Below are 20,947 nucleotides of genomic sequence, written 5' to 3' on the forward strand. Positions count from 1 at the left end.
CCCTTTGTTCGAACCCGCCCCCGCCGGGTAGGCGATCACCCGTGAATGAACACGTGGTCGAAGTACCCTACTCGCACCTCTATCCCGGCCTGGTCCTGGACGCCCCGGCCGGGGCCCACGACTTCCTCGTGCTGTTCGGCGACGAGTCCGAGTCGCGGGCGCAGCTGGTGAGCGACGACACCGGGCGTCCGGTGCTCAGGATGGGCGGCTACATGACGGCCAGGGGCACCGTCATCGACGAGCGCATGTGGACCGTACGCGAGAGCGTGCGGCACGGGAACCGGATCAGGCTGCGCCTGGGCCGCGCGGTTCCCTGACCGCGCGGCCCTGACGACGTCGTCAGCGGGATTCCGGGCGCGAGGATTCGTCCTCGCAGGCACCCGCCTTGGTGTTGGCGACCTTCCACTCAGCGCCGGGGAACGGGCTCATGAAGTGCGTCAGCAGGTCCACCGCGTAGTCCGGCACCTGCCCGCCGGGGTCGAGCAGCGAGACCATCTGGGGACCGTCGGCGCCGCGCAGGGTGATGGTGTTCTTGCGGCCCCCGGCGACGAACCCGGGCTTGGCGTCCACCGTCAGGCAGGCCACGCTGAACCCGGCGGCCTTGATCTCCTGCTTGGCTCCGATGCGCCTCATCCGCTGGTCGTAGCGGCGCATGGCGAGCGACTTGGTGCCGCCGATCCGTACCGACTCGTGGAAGAGGTCGTTGCCGATGTCCCGGCTCAGCCTGACGTCCAGGGACACGTCCGGCCGCAGGTCGACCCCGTCGGCGGAGAGCTTCAGCCGCCCGTACTTTCCCTGGAAGGCGGGCGTCACGTAGCCGAGCACAGGCGGCGCCTTCATGCCGAACGGGATCTTGCCCGGTCTGATCCGCAACCACGACATGCCCTGCACCGACAGCGAGACGTCCTTCACCGAGCTCCTGCCGAGCCCGAACTGCCCGGCCACCTGGTAGGTGAGGAAGCCCTTGGTGTGCGGGACCTCCTTGCTCACCGCGATGCGCTGCTTGGCGACCGGGTCCATCCGCAGCCCTGCGCGCAGCGTGACGCGCCCGCTGGGCACGGGCTTCGAGACGAGGTCGAGCGACTGGTCGGGGTTCATGCGGACGGTGGTGTCGGAGGCCAGGTCCCTGACCGAGACCGCGACGTCCCCGAGGCGGCCCTTGGGATCGATCAGACCGCCTTCCACCCCGAGGTAGCCGTCGAGGGTGTTGACGCCGCCCAGCGCCTTGTACGTGACGGCCGGCACGCTGAACCCGGCGCCCGAGGCGTCGGCGTCCACCCCGAACCGGGCGGGCACGTCGGAGAAGCGCAGCTCGCCGGTGCCCTTGCCGGGCAGGGTGACCTTGGCCTTGAGCCGCTTGACGGCCGCGGAGTTCGTCACGCGGATGCGGGTCTTGGCGCCGTACGTGCCCTGGACGGCCACGGCGGCGGGCACCGGGTCGATCGCGACCTTGCCCCGCACCCCGCCCGACTCCGCGTGCACGTCGAGGCTGCCGAGGGTGGCGGCCGGCTCGATGCGGTAGCCGACGTTCACGGCGTTGCCCTTGGCCACGTCGAACGGCCCCAGCGACATGCTGGTGATCTTGGAGGGCAGTCCGGTCAGGGTGGCCCTGGCCTTGATCGGGACGGGGGCCAGCACGGTGCTGGCCAGGTAGACGCCGAGGCTCTTGCGCTTGGGAGCGAACCCGGAGAATGCGAACGTCTTGCCCGCGAGGTCGACGGAGACCTGCTGGGGCAGCCCGGTCACGTCCAGGTAGCCCTGGAGCCCGTAGCAGCCCCGCTGCGGCGTGCAGAAGGGCCCCGGCGAGCAGCCCTTCGACCCGGTGGCGCAACCGCCGTCCACCAGGGACACGCCGCCGCCGGGCAGGACGGGGGCGGCCCGCATGCGGTCGAGCGCGGCGACCTTGCCGAGCCACGCGCGGGCGCGCACGTCGAGCTGGGAGCCGGCGTAGGTGAGCTTGCCCCCGGTGGAGGTGACGGCCAGGCGGCCTGGCGCGGGACCGAGCGTGCCGATCAGGCCGAAGCGGGTGTCGCCCCGCGTGATGTCGGCGTCGACGGCGAGGGTCTGCTTGGCCGAGCGGAAGTCGGCGCTGAAGCCCTCGGCGGCGGGGGTGAACTCGACGTGTTCGAGCCCGTTGACCAGCACGCTGGCGTCCATGTCGCCGGAGGCCTGGTCATAGTGCGCGGACAGGTGGGGGCCCGTGGGCGACTTGGCGGCGTCGTGATTGGTGAAGGCCAGCTCGGCCGTGCCGACGGGGCCCGACTGGCCGCGGAACCGGTACGACGTGGCCTGCCACGAGGCGTCGAAGCGGGCCGGCACGTCGCGTACGTCGGCGGCGGCCCTGACGTAACGGTTGCCGAGCTTGACCCTGGCCAGCGCCGTCACCTTGTCGATCGGGGCGTCGGCCGTCCAGGTGAGCGTTCCCGCCTTGGTGTCGGCGACGAGCTCGGCCTCCTTGCGCAGGCCCTTGGCGGTCGCCTGAAGGTCCTCGCCTGTCGGCTTGTTCACGTACGCTTTATTGGCATAAATCCGCAGTTCGTCGAGCTTTTTGGACGTCGCGATCCGCATCGTGGACCGTTCGCCCAGCTCCCAGGACGCCTTCACGTCGTCGCGCACGCCCATGAGCGTGCCGTCCACGGTGGGGCCGGACTTCCGGTTGGCGTAGGCGGCGTGGATGCGCTTGATCTCGCCGCTGGCCCGGAAGGCCGCCTTCCTGGCGCCCGGGTCGAGGGTGAGGTCGACGGTCGCGGGCGTGTTGGAGATCTCCATCCTGGCCACGTGGGTGCCGTCGAGGCTGGCCGCGCCGGTGAACGAGCTCTCGCTGGAGGCGGCCTCCAGGTGGGCATGCGGCTTGCCCCCGTACGTGACGTCGAACGAGGACAGGCCCGACAGCAGGGCGGAGACCCCGACGGCGGAGCCGTTCTTGATCATGGTGACGTGGCCGCCGCGCGGGCTGGAGATGGCGCCCCCGTCGCGCTGCAGGATCGCCTTGAACGTGCCGACGGGCGAGCTCGTCCGGTGCGTGACCTGGTGCTTGGTCAGGTCGTGGACCAGGCGCACCTTGGCGGGCAGGGCGCTCAGCTCCGTCCTGACCACGGTCTGGGACGCGTTCCTGTCGTAGTAGAGCAGGCTCGCGGCCCCGGCGCGTGACCGGCCCTTGCCGGCGTTGACCGACACGGTCTGCGTGCGCTTGCCGGAGCCGTACTTGGCCACGAAGGAGCGCGGGACACGTTCGAGCTCGGCGCTGACCACCTTGGCCAGCCGCCCGTCACGGTAGGTGAAGGAGTTCAGGTAGGCGCGCGCGACGCTCGACGAGCTGGTGAAGCGGATCTGCCCGCCGGACAGGCGCACGTCGGCGCGGGCGGCCATCTTGTCGAGCACCGCGTGGACGAACCGGCGGCCGTTCACCGCGAGCGCGTCCAGCCGGGCGGGCGAGGAGGCGGAGACGTCGAGCGTGGGCGTGTCGAGCGCGGCGTTGACGGTCAGCTTCTCGGTGGCGGGCGTCTGGCGCAGGCTCACCGCGCTGCGCCCGGTCATGCCGGCGATCATGGCCGCGGACTCGCCGGGCTCCTTGCGGGTGATGCTGGCCTTGACCCGCCTGCCCTCCATGTCGACGGTGAAGTTCCCCCAGTCCTTGGCCGACAGGGAGGATCCGCGCTTCAGCCCGTCGAACCCGACCGACACCTTGCCGTCGTACTCCGCCCAGACCCGGGCCTTGAGGTTCTCCTCCGACAGCCGCCTGACGGCGAAGCCGAGCCCGACGGAGCCGTTCGAGGGACTCGCGGTGGGCACCAGGTCGGCGGCCAGGTCGGGCTTGGAGTCGCCCGTGACGTCGGCGGCGACCGGCACGCCGACGGGCTTGGAGATGGAGCAGGACACCGGCACGCTCTCGCTCTCGACGCAGAGCCGGTACGTCAGCCCGGGCACGGCCTTGCCGAGGCCGTCGAACGTCTTCAGCACGGACGCCAGCGGTTTGACCAGCGTCAGCGTCTCCGCCTGGGAGGTGTCGGGCAGCACGTCGCGCGTGTCGGGCGCCTTGGCGCCGAGCCCCTGCTCCTTCTGGACGGCCGCGGCCCTGGCGGCGACCTCCTGGACGAGCCCCGGACCGGCGGCCGTGGTCACCTCGGGCGCGGCGGGCCCGACCCCGTCGTCGCCGGTGGGCCGGAGCGCGAGCGACTCGCGGGTGGGCACGGTGACCGTGGCGGGCGCCGGCTCCTGCACGGCGGGCACGGGACGGACCTTCGCCGCTTCCCTGTGGACTGCGGCTGATGCGATCCCCGCTGGTGCGACCTCGGCTTGTGCGGCGGCCGGCGGCACGGCCACCAGGACTGCGGCACTTGCGATGGACGTCGAAGCGAGCACGCGCACCAAGGCGTGCGGCATGTAGCGTTCTCCCCGGACCGGTTCAATTCATCCCATCAGAAACATAGGGAACGAGCCGACCACATCTCTCACTGAGCGTCAAACCGGTTCCGACATTGGAACTCCAGTTTTCCGACCCGCACACTCACACAGAGTCGCGGCCGCCCGGCTCACGGATCGGTCCACACGCGACGGGCGCAACGGTCAGGCGACGCCGGTGTCCTGGCCGATCACGGTGAACCGGTCGGCGGTCAGGCCCACGGTGGCGCCGGTGGGCAGCGGGCGGCGGTGCTCGAAGACGAGCAGCTCGCCGCCGGGCAGTTCGGCGACCGACTCCCTGGTGCCGCCCTGGAAGCTGCTGCGCACGACCTTGCCGGTGAACTGGGCCTGGCCGTCGTCGACGATGCGCAGGTCCTCGGGTCGCAGCGCCACGTGCACGGCGGCCCCGGCCTCGCCGAGCGGCCCGCCGAACCCGACCTTGCCGCCGCTGGAGAGCGCGAGCTCGCCGTCGTCGGTGACCTGGCCGCGCAGCAGCGTGACGCTGCCCACGAACGAGGCCACGAACGTGGTCTCCGGCCGTTCGTAGACGTCCTCGGGGGCGCCGATCTGCTCCACCCGCCCGCCGTTCATGACGGCGACCAGGTCGGAGATCTCCAGGGCCTCGTCCTGGTCGTGGGTGACGTAGACGGCGGTGATGCCGGTCTCCTGCTGGATGCGGCGGATCTCCCTGCGCATCTCGACGCGCAGCTTGGCGTCGAGGTTGGACAGGGGCTCGTCCATGAGCAGCACGTCGGGTTCGAGGGCGAGCGCCCTGGCCAGGGCCACGCGCTGCTGCTGGCCACCGGAGAGCTGGCCGGGACGGCGCTGCTCCCTGCCGGTGAGCCCCACCATGGCCAGGCCGGTGGCGACCTTCTCCGCGACGGCCTCCTTGGACAGCTTGCGCAGGCGCAGGCCGTACGCGACGTTCTCGGCGACCGTCATGTGCGGCCACAGCGCGTAGTTCTGGAAGACGAACCCGATGCGGCGCTTCCACACGGGCACCTTGGCGATGTCGCGCTCGCCGAAGCGGATGGCGCCCGTGTCGGCGGTCTCGAACCCGGCGATGATCCGCAGCAGCGTGGTCTTGCCGCAGCCGGACGCGCCGAGCAGGGTGGCCAGCCGCCCCGACGGCACCGACAGGTCGACCGACTCGAGCGCGGTGGTCTCCCCGAACGTCTTGGAGACCCCTTCGATGCTGATGTCCATGGTGAGCTCCGGATCACAGGGAGACCGTCTTGTAGCGACGGCGCAGCAGGTAGAGCGGGACGTAGACGGAGACGAGCAGCACCGTGGTCATGGCCGAGGCGACGCCGAACGGGCTGCCCGGCTGCATCGCGTTCGTGAAGATGACCACGGTCATGGTCACCCAGGGCACCGCGTACAGCATGACCGTGGCCGACAGCTCGGTGATCATCTGCAGGAACCCGACGGTGCCGCCGGAGATGACGGCGGGCCTGATGATCGGCACGACGATGTCGCGGAAGCTGCGCCGCGGCGGCGCGCCCACGCTCATCGCGGCCTCCTCCAGCGACGGGTGCACCTGGCCGAGCGCGGCCTCGATGGACTTCATCACGTACGGGAGCCGCCGGATGAAGTACGCCACCACGATGATCAGCGCGGTGCCGGTGAGGATGACGGGCAGGTGGTTGAAGGCCAGGATGAACCCGATCGCGAAGACCGTGCCCGGCAGGATGTACGGCACCATGACGAGGTTGTTCAGCAGCGGTCCGGAGATCCTGAACCGTTTGCGCGCCACGATGTAGGCCACCACGACGCCCGTGACGAGCGCCAGCAGGCAGGCGATGCCGGCGAAGACGAAGCTCAGCACGATGGGCTGCAGCGACTCCTCGAACAACCGCCGGTAGTTCTCCAGCGTCGGCTCCCACTGCAGGATGCCCGACTGCCAGCGCAGGAAGCTGGTGAGCAGCACCACCAGGTGCGGAACGAACCCGAGCAGCAGCGCCGTCCAGATGCCGGTCAGCACCAGCGCTCTGGGACCCCGGCGCAGCTCGCGCAGCGGCTGGTCCCTGCCTCCCGTCACGGCGAACGAGCGTCTGGCCACGATCCTGCGCTGGACCACCAGCGCCAGCCCCGAGACGAGCACCATCATGAGGCTCGCCGTGGCGGCCGCGCCGGGGCTGGCGGCGACCTCGGACATGAAGTTCTGGTAGACCACGACCGGCAACATGGAGTAGCCGCCGCCGATCAGCATCGGCGTGCCGAAGTCCGCAAATATCCGCATGCCTGCCAGGTAGCAGCCGGTGGCGATGGCGGGCACGGCGAGGGGCAGCGTCACCTTCCAGTGGGTGCGCCACGGCCTCGACCCGACGGACGCCGCGGCCTCCTCCAGCGCCGGATCCACCGCCCTGAGGGCGTCGTACACCATGAGGAAGATCAGGGCGAAGGTGAACCACACGCCGACCCAGATGATGCCGCCGACACCGAGAATCGACTCGAACGGCAGCGGCAGGCCGGCCTCCCTGGCGGCCCTGGTGATGATGCCGCCGCTGCCGAGCAGCAGCAGCCACGCGTACGCGCCAAGGAACGGCGGCGAGGTGGTCGCCATCGTGAGCATGGTGAGCACGCCCTGCCGGCCGGGGATGCGGTAACGCGCCATGACGAACGCGAGCGGCACCGCCACCAGCACCGCGCCCGCGCCCACCGCCAGGCTGACGACCACGCTGTGCACCAGCGGCTCGGTGAACCCCGCGTCGGTGACGAACGCGCCGAACCTGGCGAGCGTGAACCCGCCCGCGTCGTCGGTGAACGCCGCCCTGACGATCCACAACTGCGGGTAGACGATGAAGATCAGCAGGATGAGCAGCGCGGCCAGCCCGGCGAGCCGCCACGGGTCGCGCCAGTTCGTCCGGGACCGGCGGCCCGGCCGTCCCCGCGCGGTCGTGGAAGCCGACATCAGCCCGCGCTCTTGACGGCGTCGTCGAACTTGGCGAGGATCTCGTCCTTCTTCTCCGCCGCCCACTTCTCGTCGACCTCGGCGCGCTTGAGCTGATCGACCGGCGGCAGGCCCTTCGGCGCGGGCACGTCGCCACGCGAGGAACGGCGCTGCACCTCATCGACCATGATCTGCTGGGCCTCCTTCGACATGAGGAAGTCCACCAGCGTCTTGGCGGCCGCCTCGTGCTTGGCGCCCTTGATGACGCCGGCGGAGCCGATCTGGCCGGACACGCCGTCCTCGGGATAGATCAGCTTGATCTTCACGCCGGCGTCGATCCACTTGGCGCCCAGGTCCTCGTTGATGAACGAGGTGCCGACCTCACCGTCCTTGACCAGGTTGAACATCGCGGTCGAGCCATCGAGCATGCGGGCGTTCTTGACGAACCGGTCGACGTAGTCCCAGTCGTGCAGGGTGACCATGGTGGTGAGCAGGCTGTAGGAGGTGCCCGACGACTTGGGCGTGGCGAAGGCCACCTTCCCACCCGCGTACCCCGGCTCCGCCAGGTCCGCGAACGTCTTCGGGTGCCCGGCCGCGTCGGGGAACTTGTCGGTGTTCACGGCGATCGCCTGGAAGAGCAGGTCGGTGGCGTGCCAGATGTGCTGGGGGTCCTTGGCCACGGTGGCGGCGTCGTTCGGCAGCTCGACGGGGGCGATGAGGTCGGCGTTGGCGGTGTACAGCTCCGACGAGCCGCCCCAGATCACGTCGCCGAGCGGCCGGTCCTTCTCGGCCCGCACCCGGGCGAACGCCTCGCCCGTGCCGGGCAGGCCGATCCTGTTGACCTTGATCTCGGGGTGTTTGGACTTGAACGCGCCGAGGATCGGATCCGTCACCTCGGGACCGCTCACGGCATAGAGCGTCACCGTGTTGTCGTCGCCGCCGCTCTGGCCCGCGGTCGCGTTGTTGGTCAGCACGCCCGCGCAGCCCGTGAGGGCCAGTGTGAGCAGACCGGCGCCGAACGTCGTTGCATACCGCATGAACTCTCTCCTGACACGAGGGGGTTTCAGCCGTCGGTGCCAACCCAGACCGGGTTGCCCGCGGCCCGCAGCGAGCTGTGGTCCCGCAGGGAGCTCGCCCAGAACTGGGGATCGTTCCTGCCGGGGTCGGCGTGGACCTCGGCCCGGTAGCAGGCGCTGCCCGCGAGCCGGTCCTCGACGGTGATCCGCTGCCACTCACCCGGCTTGTCGGCGGCGGGGACGACGTTGATGAGCAGCCCGTCGCGCAGCACGAACACCACGACCGGCTCGTCCGCCCGCACGTCCACGTCCACCTGGACCCGCCCGCCGGGCGCCGCCGCGGTCTCGCCCATGGGGGCGCGGTTGACCCGCATGTCGATGTCCGCGCCCCGCCAGACGTACACGCGCCCGCGCCGCAGGCCCTCGACGATGCCGCGCTCGCTGCCCTCGTCCGCGTGCACGACGGTGACCACCTGGCCGAGCGCCTGCCCCGGGTCGGACGGGTCGTGACAGTCGCTGCCCGCCACGCCGATCACCCGGTGCCCGGAGGTCAGCAGGCGGTCCCACAGGCCGATCTGGGCGTCGTTGTTGGCGCCCTGCTGCAGGTGGGCGATCTCGATGAGGTCGATGGCGTCCCAGGGCGTGTCGAAGCGCCGCCAGGCCTGGTCGCCGCTGAAGGCGTGGTTGACGCAGACCAGGCCGCCCTGCTCGTGCACGTCGGCCGCCACGTCCACCATGGTGTGGCCGGGACGGTCGACGTAGGTGTCGACCCACCGGCTCAGCCCGTGCAGGTTGGCGTGCCCGCGGTGACTGGTCAGCTCCATGGAGTGCAGCAGCACGACACCCCCGCGACCGCGGTCGTCGCGGTCGTCATGGTCGTCGTCGCGGCGGTCGCGGTCGTCATGGTCGTCGTCGCGGCGGTCGCGGTCGTCGTCGCGGCGGTCGCGGTCGTCGTGGTCGCGGTCGTCGATGTGGTGGGTGTGGTGGTCCAGGTCGGGCCAGTGGGCGGCGGTGAAGTGGTCGGTGACGGCCAGGAAGTCGAGGCCCGCTCCCCTGGCGGCGCGCACCAGGTCGGCGACCGGCCGGCGGCCGTCGGAGTGGGTGGAGTGGCTGTGCAGCTCGCCGCGGTACCAGCCGGTCCCGCCGACGGGCTCCCGCAACCGCGCCTCCCGGCCCGCCGAGCGGGTCGCGGGGGTCGCGCCAATCGCGGGAGTCGCACTGGACGCCGGGGTCGCGTGCACGGTCAACGTGTACGGAGCCGGCGCTTTGTGCCGGTCGAGGTCGAGCCGTACGGTCCAGCGGCCGGCGGGGACGGGCCCGGCGACGCAGCCGGGGCCGGCCCCGTCCGTGCCCACCCTGATCACCAGCCGGCGCGGCCCCGGACCTCCCGGGCACTGGACGTGGCCGCGGAACGCACCGTCGGGCTCCAGCAGCACCGCGTAGATCTGCACGACGTCGACGATCTTGTCGTACTCCAGCACCAGCTCCAGCTCGCCCACCCCGTCAGGGACGTCGAGCGGATAGTGCAGGTAGTGCAGGTCGAACGCCGGCTCCGGCAGGGTGGTCGCCACCGAAAGCAGCTCGGTCCGGCCGATCATGCGGTGCCCGCCTCCGCCCTGTCTGAATGGTTAATGCTTTCTATCCCTCAGATGAACGGCATGTCAACGCTTTGTTAAGACATAAGGGCAATCTGTTGTCTACCCGTGAGCCGGCGGCGCAGCGGCGCTCCCAGTCCAGGGAGGAACGGTTGGCGCCGTGGATCAGCACGACGTCGGGCCCGTGCCCGTGGTCGGTCACGGCGAGGCGACCGGCGGGGCCGTCGATGATGGTCGTTGTCGTCTCATGCGGGTTTGTCATGGTGTGTCTCTCATGCTCGGTCGGTGTGATCGCCGTCGGCTGGCGCGTTCGCGGTTCAGGCGCGCAAGGTCTTCAGAAGGAGCTCGCCGAACTCGGCCGGGTGCGTGGTCAGGCCGATGTGCCCGCCGGGGAAATGGACGAGCTCGGCGCCGAACCGCCCGGCCAGGTAGGCGGCGGGGCGGTAGGGCAGTTCGCCGCGCGAGTCCTGGCCGCACGCGAGCACGAGCCGGTCCGACAACGCCGCCAGACGGTCGACGTCGGGGGCGTACGACATGAAGGCGGGGACGATACGCCCGACGAAGTACGGCAGGCCCGCCATCGTCTGCTCGGCCCGCGCCGCTGCCTGCGGCGGGAGCTGCGTCTGCGCCGGCGGGGCAGGCGCGGCCCCCTCGGCGCCGTCCTTGCGCAGCCCCGCCGCGAACACCGCCATCGCCGGCATGGCCCCCTCCTTCTCGAACGTCTCCCGCACACGCGCGATCAGCGCACGATGCTCGGCGGCGTCGGGCAGGACCTCCACGACCGGCGGCTCGTGCGCGACGACGCGTTCGACGCGCGAGGGATGCGCGGTGAGCAGGTGCAGGGAGACGATCGCACCGGAGCTGGCGCCGAAGACGCGGGCGGGCTCCCCGGGCGACAGCAGATCCAGCAGCCGCAGCGCGTCGCCGGCGTGCTCGGCCACCCGCTGTTCGGCCTCGGGATCGTCGAGCGTGCTCCGGGCCATGCCGCGCGGGTCGTACGTCGCGACCGTGTAGTGCTCGGCCAGGGCTCCCGCGACGGCGTCGAACGACGCCGCGCCGCCCGACCCGCCGGGGATGAGCAGCAGGAGCGGACCCTGTCCCCGCACCTCGTAGTGCAGGCTCGCGCCGTTGACACGTAGCTTGCCGGTCACCGGGCCTGTCATGACGGAAACTCCTTCTCGCGGTCGACCGGTCGCCCGGAAGCGACTCTCCTAGGACTCCTAGGATAAAACCTAGGCCTCCTAGGTATACTGGGAGAACCCCAGGAAGGAAAATCGGCCCGGCCCCTCGGGACAGCACGACGACGCCCCGGGCGCCGGATGCCCGAGGCGACACGGACGAAGGGGCTATCCGTGGGCGGTGTGCGTACGGGGATCGCCCATGACCTGGCGGCTGTGCGCCAGCAGGGCCGGGTAGTCGGTGGCGATGCCGCCGAGGACCGTCGCGACGGCGCTCTCGACCTGCTCCGCCGCGATCGGCGCGTGCCCGAACAACGCCCGGTAGTGCACCAGCGAGCCCAGCAGGTCGAGCACGAGATCGCGGTCGAGGTCGGCGCGCAGGTCGCCGCGCGCCACCGCGCGCTCGATCATCTCGGCCACCGCCGCCCTCGGCGGGTCGAACAAGGTCGTCATGAACGTCTCGCGCGTCTCCGGCTCGGCCGCGCAGTCGGCGAACAGCGGCCCCAGCACGTCGGGCCTGATCCGGCGGAACGCCGCGACGAAGACGTTGATGCCCTCGTTGAGATCGCAGAGCGTGCAGCCGGTGTCGGGCGTGCGGGCGGTGCCGAGCCTGGTCGCCAGCGCGGCCAGGACGAGGCGCCGCCGGTCGGGCCAGCGGCGGTAGATCGCCGGCTTGGTCGCGCCCGCGCGGCGTGCGACCTCCTCGATCGTGAGCCGGGCGTAGCCGGCCTCGTCGAGCACGGCGAGCGTCGCGTCCAGCACCGTACGGCCGATCTGCGGGTCACGCGGGCGGCCCGCACGGGAAGCCGCACTGGGGGCCGCACTGGGGGCCGCAGTGGGGCCCGCACTGGGGCCCCGCCCTTCCTGACGTGGTTGCACGGTTCCGAGTCTAGCTCTTATGTTACGTTACGACCCGTAATGTTATAAGGAGGCTCTCCGATGAACGATCTCCCCGTGACGGTGCTCGGCCTTGGCGCCATGGGCGGCGCCCTGGCCCGTACGTTCCTGGAGCACGGGCACACGACCACGGTATGGAACCGCTCCCCCGCGAAGGCAGCCCCTCTCGTGGCGAGCGGGGCGCGGCACGCGGCCACGGTCGCCGACGCGATGGCCGCGAGCGACCTCGTGGTCCTCTGCCTGACCGGCCACGACGCGGTCATGGAGGTGCTGGCCGCCGGCGGCGCCGCCGCGGCCGGGCGTACGGTGGTCGACTTCACCACCGGCACCCCCGACGAGGCCCGCGAGACCGCCGCCACGGTCGGCGATCACGGCGCCGCCCACCTCGGCGCCGTCATCCAGGCGAGCCCCGCGGACATCGGCACCCCGGACGCCACGCTCTTCCACAGCGGCCCGGCGCGGGTGTTCGCGGGCTGCCGCCCGGCGCTGGAGCGGCTCGGGACGGTCCACCACGTCGGCGAGGACCCCGGCCAGGCCGGACTGTACGACCTCGCGCTGCTCGGCCTCTGGTACGACACCACGTTCGCCTACCTGAACGCCCTCGCGCTGGCCGGCGGGCGCGGAGACGTCGCGCCGGAGACGTTCGCGCCGTTCGCGGCCAAGCAGATGGGGTATGTCGTCGCGGCGGCCGAGGAGACGGCCCGCGAGGTCCGCGACCGCGCCTACCCGCGCGGCCCGGCCTCCCTCGCCGAGCACGCGCCGGTGCTGGAGCACCTCGTCCGGCTGCGTGCCTCCGCCAAGCTCGGCACCGCCCAGCTCGAAGACCTCCTGACGTTCGTCGACCGGCGCATCGCCGACGGCCGCGGCGACGAGGGTTTCACGGGCATCGTGGAGGAACTCGCACGCTGACCCGCCCGCCCGCACGGCCAGTCGTCTTTGCGCGGCGGCGCGCCTGGTGCAGTGTGGGGGTGAGCCATCAGAGCCGGCCGAGGGGAGTCACCATGCAGGCAAGCGTCGGCGACGTGCTGATCGTCCATGGTCATGTCGTGGGCCAGGGAGACAGGAAGGGCGAGATCATCGAGGTCCGCGGCCCTGACGGCACTCCGCCCTACGTCGTCAGGTTCGAGGACGGCGGCGAGCACCTCATCTTCCCCGGGCCCGACGCGGTGGTCCAACCGGCTTGATCAGCCGTTCTCCAGGGCGTCGAGGGCCTGCCCGATGCTGTCGCCCGTGCCGAGCGCGACCTCGGCGCCCTCCTGGTCGCGCACGCTGGCGGTGATCCGGCCGTGCGCGTCGAGCGCGAGAACGACGGTGCCGCCACCGAGCAGCATCACCTCGGCGGTAGGCAGCTCGCGAGGAGCGGGCCCGTCGGCCAGGGTCGCGGCGGCGACCAGAGCGGCCACGGGCTTGCGGTGCCGCGACAGCAGCACCGGCTCTTGCTCGTACGGATGCGCGACCTGGCGTACGAGATCGCCGAGCTTGCCCCGGGCCGTCGACAGCGGCACCAGCGGCAGGCCGCTCAGCAGCCCGGGCACCGCGGACAGCGGCACCAGCGCGGCCCACTCCCAGCGCTCGCGGGTGATCAGCGTGGTGGCGCCGTTCCTGGCGTCCCGCACGAGCGAACCCCAGCGGGCGCGGGCGTCCTCCACGCCGAGCGGCACGCCGAGGCGGGCCACGAGTTCGTCGTACGCGGGCCGTTCCGTGTCGATCATCCGCAGATCGTAAGCCCCCTTACAAAAATTCCGCAAGCCGCCTTACAGAATCCGTTCCCCGCACCCCGAGCACGGTGACCGTCATGCGGCCAGCCGGTCGAGGGCGGCCAGATCGTCGGCGGTCAGCGAGACGTCCGCCGCGCCGAGATTGTCCTCCAAGTGAGCGAGGGAGCCCGTGCCGGGTGTGGGCAGCATGACCGGCGATCGGTGCAGCGACGGGTTCGGCCCCGTGCGGACGACGCCGCCCTTCGTCGCCAGCACCAGCCCGCCGGAGTACGGGTGCAGCGCCCGCGCCACCAGCTCCTCCGCCGGGCCTGGTCCGTAGTTGTCGGCCGTGTCGATGAGCGTGACGCCGAGCTCGACGGCACGGCGCAGCCCCCCACCGCCTCCCCGGGCTCCATCCGCGGCCCCCAGTGGCCGCGCCCGGTGAGCATGCCGGCGCCGTGCCCGAGCCGCCGGACCCGCAGCTCCCCCGCGATGTCGAAGCTCTGGCCGATCAGCAATGCCGTCTCCCTCTCATTGACGCGCTCCCCGGGATGAATCCCGGGGTTCAGCCTGTGACGCATGTGCACCGACGCGAGCTCCGAGAGAGGTAGCGGAGAACGATACTCCGCGTCGGCGCCGAAAAACCGGTCGAGCCCGCGCGAGCCGGCTGGTTACGGTTTCCCCGTGCACGTTTACCTGGAGACCGAGCGGCTGGTCCTGCGCCCCTTCACCGAGTCGGACGCCGACCACCTCTTCGCCCTCGACAACGACCCTCACGTTATGCGCTACCTCAACGGCGGCCGGCCGACGCCGCGCGAGGTGATCGTCGGTGAGACGCTGCCCGCGTTCATCGCGTCGGGGTTCTTCGCCGCCGTGGAGAAGCGGTCGGGGGCGTTCATCGGTTGGTTCCACCTGCGCGCGCCCAAGGGCGGGCCCGCCGACGAGCCCGAGCTGGGCTACCGGCTGCACAAGTCGGCCTGGGGTCAGGGGTACGCGACCGAGGGCTCGCTGGCGCTGATCCGCAAGGCGTTCGAGGAGTTGGGCGCCCGCCGGGTGTTCGCCCAGACGATGACCGTGAACCTCGGCTCGCGGCGGGTCATGGAGAAGTGCGGGCTGAGATTCGTCCGAACGTTCTTCGGAGACTGGCCCGAGGTCATCGAGGGCTCCGACGAGGGCGACGTGGAGTACGAGCTGCTGCGCTCCGACTGGGAGGCGGCCCGCGCCTGAGCCACCACGGCGTCACGGCGCGGGGCGTGGAGCCGATGTTGCCCGGCCGGCGGGCTCACGGCACGAGCCCGTGCTCGTAGGCGTAGATGACCGCGTGCACCCGGGTTCGCACCCCGAGTTTGTGCAGGATCCGGGCGACGTGCGTCTTGACCGTGCCCTCCTCGACGGTCAGTGTCCTGGCGATCTCCGCGTTGCTCAGCCCGGCGGCGAGGCATTCGAGCACCTCGCGCTCGCGGGCGGTGAGCAGCTCGAGCGCACCCGTGGGAGGCGCCGGCGACAGCATGGCGAAGCGTCGGATCAGCCGCGTGGTGACCTGCGGGTCCACCAGCCCCTGTCCGCGGTGCAGGGCGCGTACCGCCCGCAGCAGCAGCTCGGGATCGCTGTCCTTGAGCAGGAAGCCCGACGCCCCCGTCTGGAGGGCGCCGAAGAGGTACTCGTCGGTGTCGAAGGTGGTCAGCGCGAGCACCCTGGGTGGCGTCTCTACGGCGGAGAGCCGCCGGATCGCGGCGATGCCGTCCACGAACGGCATGCGCAGGTCCATCACCACCACGTCGGGCCGCCGCCACAGCGCCTGGCGCACGGCCTCGTCGCCGTCGGCGGCCTCGCCCACCACCTCGATGTCGGGCTCCCCGTCGAGCGTCAGGCGCAGTGCGTCGCGCACGGCGGGCTGGTCGTCGGCGATCACCACGCGAATCGTCATCCCGTGCTCTCCTCAGCCGGCACGGTGGCCTCCACGAGCCAGCCGCGTGTCCTGCCGGGGCCGGCCTGGAGTGTGCCGCCGTGCTGGAGCACCCGTTCGCGCATGCCCCTGAGCCCGCGCCCTTCCGCTCCCGCGGCGAACCCTGGCGGGCCGTTGTCGGCGATCGTGACCGCCACGCGCACCCGGCCGCGCCGGATCCGCACCTGCACGTCGGTGGCGCCCGAGTGGCGTACGGCGTTGGTGAGCGCCTCCTGGACCACGCGGTAGACGGTGCCGCCGACGCCGGGCGGCAGCGGCGCGGAGGAGCCGGCGCGATGCACGGAGATGTTCAGGCCGGGCGCCGACAGCCGCCGGGCCAGGCCCTCGATCGCCGCCAGGTCCTCGATCGCCGCCGGGCGCCGCCCAGGGGCCGCGGGTTCGTCACGCAGGGTGTCGAGCAGGGCGCGCACCTCCGCCAGGGCGGAGGAGGACAGGTCCGCGATGGTGCCCAGAGCTCTGTCGGCGGCCGGTTCCGCGCCGCGCAGCGCCCTGCGGGTGGCCGTCGCCTGCAGACGGATCGCGGTGAGGTGGTGGCCGACGCTGTCGTGCACGTCACGTGCGAGGCCGGCGCGTTCCTCGGCCATGGCCCGCCCGGCCTCGGCGCGGTCGAGCAGCGCCGCCTGGCGGGCGCGCTCGCCGCGCAGCCGCAGCGCGTGACCGACGGCGACGGGTGCGGCGCCCATGACGACCAGGTCGGTCACGATCGAGACCCCCGACAGACCGGCCGGGAGGAGCAGCGCGTAGCCGACCGTCCACGCGACCGACAGCCCCGCGACGAGCCCCAGCCGGCGCGGCAGGTGAAAGGCCGCCGCGCCGAACATGGCCATCGTGACCAGCCGCCCCGGCCAGCCGGGCACTTGCAGGCCGAGCGGCACCACCGCGACCGCCAGCAGCGCCCCCGCCAGCGGGAACCGCGTCCGCAGCGTCAGCACCAGAGCAGCGGCGAGGCTCAGACCGGTCAGGAAGGGCCACGCGGGCCACGGCGGCCCGCCGTCGAGCAGGGTCAGCCCGATCAGCAGGGCCGTGGCGGCCAGCACCAGCAGGCCCTCCCTGGTCAGGGTACGACGGTCCATGACGGCCAAGGTTATGTCGCCGGGCCGCAGGAGGCGCCCCTGGGTGGCATCGCGCCGGTCGTCAGGTAGCGGTGCACGTGTTCGCGCACGCAGGGATGACCGGTGAGGTAGAGGGCGTGCCCGCCCACCGCCGGCAGGTAGCGGGCGCCCGGGAGCACCGAGGCCAGACGACGCCCGTCGCCCGGCGGGGTGTTGTCGTCGTGCTCGCCGTTGGCGATCAGCACGGGCGGCAGTCCGGCGGCCTTGATGGGACGGGGAGCCCACGTCCTTGTGGGCGGCAGGCCGGCGCAGTGATAGGCCATCGGCCACACCGTGCGCCAGCCGATGTGTCGCGTGTCGCGGCGCAGCGCGGTCTCCAGCCTCTTCAGCCTGTCGTAGCCGGGATAGGGGAAGTCGGCGCAGAGGAAGACGCGCGACAGGTCGGGATCCGGAACCCCTTCCACCTTGGCGAAGAACGACGCGTCGCCCGAGGCCGCCTGCGCCAGCCCTCCGGCGAGGCGCTCCCACGCCGCCTCGTTGCTGACGTGGAAGCGGGAGACGATCTGGGTGTCGTTGATCGTCACATCGGGTCCGGCGCCCGGCGCGGGGATGGGCCGGCGGCGTGCCGTGGCGATCACCTCGTCCCACACGGCGGTGACGTCCCTGCCGTGCAGGGCGCACGTCGCGGTGCTCTGGCACCAGGCGGCGAAGCGGCCGAAGTTGCGTTCCAGGACCTTCGCCCGCCGCTCCAGCCACGTGCGGAGCGACGTGGTGGTGTGGTCGATGACGCTGTCCAGGTACATCCGGCCGACCTTGCGCGGGAACAGCTCGGCGTAGGCCTGGGCGAGGGCGGTGCCGTGGGAGTTGCCCAGGTAGGTCAGCCGCTTCTGGCCGAGGATGGCCCTGATGGCGTCCATGTCGTGGGCGATCTGCCAGGAGTTGAGGTTGCCGTTCAGGGGGCCGGCGGCCTTGGCGCACGCCTGCCCGAAGCTGCGATTCTTCGCCGCATAGGCGTTGTACGCGGATTTATTCGGAAATACCCACTCGGTGGCGGAGGGCGCGGGGATGGGGCAGTCGATGCGGCTGGACGACCCGAACCCCCGGGGGTCGAAGATGACCACGTCGAACCATTCGGTCAGATCCGCGAAGTACTTCTTGCCCTGACGCAGGATCGGGATCTGCTCGCCGGGGCCGCCGGTGTTGACCAGCAGCACCCCCTTCTTACGGGCCTGGTCCCGGGCGGGCAGTTTGGCCAGGCCCACAGTGATCTTCTCCCGCGACGGGACGGCCCAGTCGGCCGGCACCTCCATCCGGGCGCACTCCAGCCCGTCGGCGCAGTCGTGCCAGGCCAGTGCCGGAGGTTTGGCCTCTGCCGCGGGCGCGATCGGCAGCAGGGCGAGCGCCCCGATGGCGCCTTTGAGGACGATGTTCATGAAGGAGATCGTCGCCGGGGGCGGCGCGGCTCCGCGTCTGCCTTTCGGCAGATCTTTCACGCGTACGGCATCCCGTCGGGCACAGGAACTGTCCACGCACCTGGTGCACTGGTCTGACCAGTCGCTAGGGTGCCCCCTATGAGATATGACGCGCTGTTCCGCCTGGACGGGCGGCGGGCCGTGGTGATCGGGGCGGGAAGCGGCATCGGCAGGGAGGCGGCGCTGGCGCTGGCCGCGCACGGGGCGTCCGTGGTGTGCGCCGACCGTGACCTGGCCGCGGCCGAGGAGACCGCCGGGCGGTGCGGGGGCCGTGCGCGGCTGGTCGACGTGCTGGACCCCGCGGCCGTACACCGCCTCGCCGCCGAGGAGCCCGCCGACATCCTCGTGTTCACCGCCGCGACCAACGTGCGCAAACGGCTGCTCGACTACACCGGCGAGGAGTTCGACCGGGTGGTGGGGCTGAACCTGCGGGGCTCGTTCGACGTGGTGCGGGCGTTCGGAGCGGGCATGGTGGAGCGGGGGCGCGGCTCGATCATCGGGTTCGCCTCGATCCGGGCGTCCGTCACCGAGCCGGGGCAGAGCGTCTACTCCGCCACCAAGGCCGGGCTGGTGCAGCTGCTGCGGACCGCCGCGGCCGAGTTCGGGCCGCACGGGGTGCGGGTGAACGCGATCGCGCCCGGCGTGGTGGAGACGCCGCTGACGGAGCAGATCAAGAAAGACCCGGGCTGGTACGACGCGTACGCCGCCAAGAGCGCCCTCGGCCGGTGGGCGGCGCCCGAGGAGATGGCCGGCGCGGTGGTCTACCTGGCGGGCGACGCGGCCAGCTTCGTCACCGGCTCGGTCCTGTACGTGGACGGCGGCTGGACCGCCGTGGACGGCCGCTTCGACCCCCCGAGCTGACCCGCGTTCGACCCCCCGAGCTGACCCGCGCCACCGTCCCGGCGCTCGGGCGAGGGGTCAGGACGATCTGGCGATGTGGAGGGCGAGCTGGGTGCGGTCGCGCAGGCGAAGTTTGCGCAGAATGCTGGAGATGTGGTTCTTCACCGTGCCCTCGGTGATGAACAGCCGCCTGGCGATCTCACGGTTGGTCGCCCCCTGGCCCACCAGCACGGCCACCTCGCGCTCCCGCTCGGACAGCTCCTCGGCGAGGTCGCGGACGGCGGGCGCCCGCTGCAGTTCGGCGACCACGCGCTCCGCCGCCACCCCGCCGAGCACGGTCTCCCCTCGTGCCGCCTTGCGGATGGCCGCCACCAGCTCGTGCGGCGGGGTGTCCTTCAGTAGGTAGCCGCGGGCGCCGGCGCGCAGGCCGCCGAAGATGTAGTCGTCGTCGTCGAACGTGGTGAGGATGATCGCCGGCACGTCGAGCCGGGCGATCAGCTCGATGCCGTCCATCCGGGGCATCCGGGCGTCGACCAGCGCCACGTCGGGCCTGGCCGTGTCGAGCAGGTCGAGCGCGGCGACGCCGTCGGCGGCCTCGCCCACCACCTCGATGCCCTCCTCGATCTCCAGCAGCTTGCGCAGCCCTTCGCGCATGAGGACCTGGTCGTCCACGATCAGCACCCGCACGGTCACACGCCCACCTCCGCTCGCGTGGGCAGGCTCGCGCGCAGCACGAACCCGCCGCCGGGCGCGGCTCCGGCGGTGAGTGTGCCGCCGAGCGCTCCGATCCGGTGACGCAGCCCCGCGAGCCCACGCTCACCGCCCACCACACCCTGACCGCGCCCCTCGCCGCCACCGCCGTCGGGGGCGGGGGCCGCACGGCCGTCGTCGGTGATGGACAGCGTGACCCCGTCGTGCGAGGACGCCAGCACGACCTCGACCTTGCGCCCGCCCGAGTGGCGTGCCGCGTTCGTCAGGCCCTCCTGCAGCGTGCGGTAGAGGGCCAGCTCGGACTCCTCGCCGAGCGCGAACCCGGCCCCCACCGCGCGGAACGTGACCTCGATGCCCGTCCCCTCGAACGACCTGGCCAGCTCCGCCATGGCCGCGGGACCGGCCCGCCCTTCGAGGGCGAGCGGCTTCAGCGCCCGCACCCAGCGCCTGGTGTCGGCCAGCGCCTCCATGGTGAGCCGCTGGGCCTGTCGCACCTCCGCCCACCCGTCGTCGGGCCGGGTCTCCCGGTAACGCTGGGCGTTCTCCAGGCCGAGATTGATCACGGTCAGGTAGTGGCCGACGGAGTCGTGCATCTCCCGTGACATGCGGGCGCGTTCCTCGGCCACGGTCAGCTCGCGCACCCGGGCGGCGTAGCGACCGAGCTCCGCGTGCGCTTCGCTGAGCTCGCCGAGCAGGCGTTCGGTCTCGCGGGCGCGCTGCCGCGCGTCGAGCAGGGTGCGCGCGGTGACGAGCGCCAGGACGGCGAACGCCGCGATCACGACCGTCTCCGCGACCGTCCACCCGGCCCTGTCGGCGCCGCGTACGAGCAGCCCTCCGGCGAACGAGCCCGCGACCAGCACCGCGCTGAACCCGGCGCCCCCAGGGGCGCCGAACACGCAGACGGCGTGCACGATCGTGACAGCGATCAGCGGGATGCTCGACACGCCGCTGCCGGCGGCCACACCTGCGAACGCGGCCGACATGAACAGCAGGCTGACCGCCTTGCGGCCCGGCGAGGCGCCGCGGTTCCAGTGCAGAAAGGGCCACAGGAGCAGCAGCGCCACGGGAGGCACGGCGAACAGCCACGTCGCCTCGCCCTCCACGGCGACGTACAGCGTGCTCCACAACAACACCAGACTCGCGAAGGCGAACAGCGCGGTCAGCACGTAGGGGGCCCGCGTGTCGGTGCCGTGGGTCCAGCGATCACCTCCAGCCACGCCCACACGCTA

At 71.9% G+C, this 20,947-nt stretch carries 19 protein-coding genes; 5 read left to right on the forward strand and 14 right to left on the reverse strand.

Going from position 1 to position 20,947, the window contains the following annotated elements; genetic code table 11:
• Positions 1-41: 41 nt before the first annotated feature.
• Positions 42-317 (forward strand): hypothetical protein, encoded by a 276-nt coding sequence (locus E1295_RS29040; protein ID WP_132634694.1) that lies wholly within the window; start codon positions 42-44, stop codon positions 315-317.
• A 22-nt stretch (positions 318-339) separates the two neighbouring features.
• Here the strand turns inward: E1295_RS29040 and E1295_RS29045 are convergent, their stop codons facing one another.
• From E1295_RS29045 to E1295_RS29075, 7 genes are all read right to left on the reverse strand, one after another.
• Entirely contained in the window at positions 340-4,230 is a 3,891-nt protein-coding gene (locus E1295_RS29045) for a hypothetical protein (protein WP_132634696.1), read from the reverse strand.
• A 336-nt stretch (positions 4,231-4,566) separates the two neighbouring features.
• Positions 4,567-5,607, reverse strand: a complete 1,041-nt coding sequence (locus E1295_RS29050; RefSeq protein ID WP_132634698.1) for an ABC transporter ATP-binding protein — start codon at positions 5,605-5,607, stop codon at positions 4,567-4,569.
• Positions 5,608-5,620: 13 nt separating this feature from the next.
• The gene (locus E1295_RS29055; protein ID WP_132634700.1) at positions 5,621-7,315 is read right to left on the reverse strand and encodes an ABC transporter permease; all 1,695 of its coding nucleotides are present in this window, start codon (positions 7,313-7,315) and stop codon (positions 5,621-5,623) included.
• Entirely contained in the window at positions 7,315-8,331 is a 1,017-nt protein-coding gene (locus E1295_RS29060) for an extracellular solute-binding protein (RefSeq protein WP_132634702.1), read from the reverse strand. Before E1295_RS29060 ends, E1295_RS29055 begins: the two co-directional genes overlap by 1 nt.
• 26 nt (positions 8,332-8,357) lie before the next feature.
• A complete protein-coding gene (locus tag E1295_RS49030; RefSeq protein ID WP_166427455.1) occupies positions 8,358-9,908 on the reverse strand; it encodes a CehA/McbA family metallohydrolase in 1,551 nt (516 codons plus the stop codon).
• A gap of 314 nt (positions 9,909-10,222) precedes the next feature.
• The gene (locus E1295_RS29070; protein WP_132634704.1) at positions 10,223-11,068 is read right to left on the reverse strand and encodes an alpha/beta fold hydrolase; all 846 of its coding nucleotides are present in this window, start codon (positions 11,066-11,068) and stop codon (positions 10,223-10,225) included.
• A gap of 183 nt (positions 11,069-11,251) precedes the next feature.
• The gene (locus tag E1295_RS29075) at positions 11,252-11,845 is read right to left on the reverse strand and encodes a TetR/AcrR family transcriptional regulator (RefSeq protein ID WP_246080467.1); all 594 of its coding nucleotides are present in this window, start codon (positions 11,843-11,845) and stop codon (positions 11,252-11,254) included.
• Between the two features lie 177 nt (positions 11,846-12,022).
• On the opposite strand from E1295_RS29075, the gene E1295_RS29080 reads away from it, so the two are divergent.
• Together E1295_RS29080 and E1295_RS29085 are read left to right on the forward strand one after the other, a co-directional pair.
• Complete coding sequence (locus E1295_RS29080; protein WP_132634708.1) at positions 12,023-12,889, forward strand: NAD(P)-dependent oxidoreductase; 867 nt, start codon at positions 12,023-12,025, stop codon at positions 12,887-12,889.
• Positions 12,890-12,981: 92 nt separating this feature from the next.
• Positions 12,982-13,164 (forward strand): DUF1918 domain-containing protein, encoded by a 183-nt coding sequence (locus E1295_RS29085; RefSeq protein ID WP_132634710.1) that lies wholly within the window; start codon positions 12,982-12,984, stop codon positions 13,162-13,164.
• Here the strand turns inward: E1295_RS29085 and E1295_RS29090 are convergent, their stop codons facing one another.
• A complete protein-coding gene (locus E1295_RS29090; RefSeq protein WP_132634712.1) occupies positions 13,165-13,692 on the reverse strand; it encodes a type II toxin-antitoxin system prevent-host-death family antitoxin in 528 nt (175 codons plus the stop codon).
• A gap of 81 nt (positions 13,693-13,773) precedes the next feature.
• Positions 13,774-14,196: an aldo/keto reductase gene (locus tag E1295_RS52240; protein ID WP_342775914.1), complete on the reverse strand. Its 423-nt coding sequence runs from the start codon at positions 14,194-14,196 to the stop codon at positions 13,774-13,776.
• 165 nt (positions 14,197-14,361) lie between these two features.
• Between E1295_RS52240 and E1295_RS29100 the strand changes: the two genes are divergently transcribed.
• Positions 14,362-14,904 (forward strand): GNAT family N-acetyltransferase, encoded by a 543-nt coding sequence (locus E1295_RS29100; RefSeq protein WP_132634714.1) that lies wholly within the window; start codon positions 14,362-14,364, stop codon positions 14,902-14,904.
• A 55-nt stretch (positions 14,905-14,959) separates the two neighbouring features.
• On the opposite strand, the gene E1295_RS29105 is transcribed toward E1295_RS29100, so the two are convergent.
• From E1295_RS29105 to E1295_RS29115, 3 genes are read right to left on the reverse strand one after another with little or no spacing between them, the layout of a single operon-like run.
• Positions 14,960-15,604: a response regulator gene (locus tag E1295_RS29105; RefSeq protein ID WP_132634716.1), complete on the reverse strand. Its 645-nt coding sequence runs from the start codon at positions 15,602-15,604 to the stop codon at positions 14,960-14,962.
• Positions 15,601-16,716 carry a sensor histidine kinase gene (locus tag E1295_RS29110; protein WP_132634718.1) on the reverse strand — a complete coding sequence of 372 codons (1,116 nt, stop codon included), beginning with the start codon at positions 16,714-16,716 and terminating at the stop codon, positions 15,601-15,603. The genes E1295_RS29105 and E1295_RS29110 overlap by 4 nt, the downstream gene beginning before the upstream one ends.
• An 11-nt stretch (positions 16,717-16,727) precedes the next feature.
• Entirely contained in the window at positions 16,728-18,128 is a 1,401-nt protein-coding gene (locus tag E1295_RS29115) for an alpha/beta hydrolase (protein WP_132634720.1), read from the reverse strand.
• A 138-nt stretch (positions 18,129-18,266) separates the two neighbouring features.
• On the opposite strand from E1295_RS29115, the gene E1295_RS29120 reads away from it, so the two are divergent.
• Positions 18,267-19,028 carry an SDR family NAD(P)-dependent oxidoreductase gene (locus E1295_RS29120; RefSeq protein WP_132634722.1) on the forward strand — a complete coding sequence of 254 codons (762 nt, stop codon included), beginning with the start codon at positions 18,267-18,269 and terminating at the stop codon, positions 19,026-19,028.
• Positions 19,029-19,085: 57 nt separating this feature from the next.
• On the opposite strand, the gene E1295_RS29125 is transcribed toward E1295_RS29120, so the two are convergent.
• On the reverse strand, positions 19,086-19,700 hold the full coding sequence (locus E1295_RS29125; protein ID WP_281284778.1) for a response regulator: 615 nt from the start codon (positions 19,698-19,700) through the stop codon (positions 19,086-19,088).
• Positions 19,697-20,935 carry a sensor histidine kinase gene (locus E1295_RS29130; protein WP_132634724.1) on the reverse strand — a complete coding sequence of 413 codons (1,239 nt, stop codon included), beginning with the start codon at positions 20,933-20,935 and terminating at the stop codon, positions 19,697-19,699. The genes E1295_RS29125 and E1295_RS29130 overlap by 4 nt, the downstream gene beginning before the upstream one ends.
• Positions 20,936-20,947: the final 12 nt, after the last annotated feature.

Source organism: Nonomuraea mesophila, assembly GCF_004352805.1.
In the GTDB taxonomy this organism is placed as follows: Bacteria; Actinomycetota; Actinomycetes; order Streptosporangiales; family Streptosporangiaceae; genus Nonomuraea; species Nonomuraea longispora.

What these genes read in the sequence shown, in the direction of transcription:
- E1295_RS29085 (WP_132634710.1), top strand. Translation starts at nt 12,982, where the DNA reads ATGCAGGCAAGCGTCGGCGACGTGCTGATCGTCCATGGTCATGTCGTG.
- E1295_RS49030 (WP_166427455.1), bottom strand. Translation starts at nt 9,908, where the DNA reads ATGATCGGCCGGACCGAGCTGCTTTCGGTGGCGACCACCCTGCCGGAG.
- E1295_RS29070 (WP_132634704.1), bottom strand. Translation starts at nt 11,068, where the DNA reads ATGACAGGCCCGGTGACCGGCAAGCTACGTGTCAACGGCGCGAGCCTG.
- E1295_RS29090 (WP_132634712.1), bottom strand. Translation starts at nt 13,692, where the DNA reads ATGATCGACACGGAACGGCCCGCGTACGACGAACTCGTGGCCCGCCTC.
- E1295_RS29080 (WP_132634708.1), top strand. Translation starts at nt 12,023, where the DNA reads ATGAACGATCTCCCCGTGACGGTGCTCGGCCTTGGCGCCATGGGCGGC.
- E1295_RS29105 (WP_132634716.1), bottom strand. Translation starts at nt 15,604, where the DNA reads ATGACGATTCGCGTGGTGATCGCCGACGACCAGCCCGCCGTGCGCGAC.
- E1295_RS29115 (WP_132634720.1), bottom strand. Translation starts at nt 18,128, where the DNA reads ATGAACATCGTCCTCAAAGGCGCCATCGGGGCGCTCGCCCTGCTGCCG.
- E1295_RS29060 (WP_132634702.1), bottom strand. Translation starts at nt 8,331, where the DNA reads ATGCGGTATGCAACGACGTTCGGCGCCGGTCTGCTCACACTGGCCCTC.
- E1295_RS29050 (WP_132634698.1), bottom strand. Translation starts at nt 5,607, where the DNA reads ATGGACATCAGCATCGAAGGGGTCTCCAAGACGTTCGGGGAGACCACC.
- E1295_RS29110 (WP_132634718.1), bottom strand. Translation starts at nt 16,716, where the DNA reads ATGGACCGTCGTACCCTGACCAGGGAGGGCCTGCTGGTGCTGGCCGCC.
- E1295_RS29120 (WP_132634722.1), top strand. Translation starts at nt 18,267, where the DNA reads ATGAGATATGACGCGCTGTTCCGCCTGGACGGGCGGCGGGCCGTGGTG.
- E1295_RS29055 (WP_132634700.1), bottom strand. Translation starts at nt 7,315, where the DNA reads ATGTCGGCTTCCACGACCGCGCGGGGACGGCCGGGCCGCCGGTCCCGG.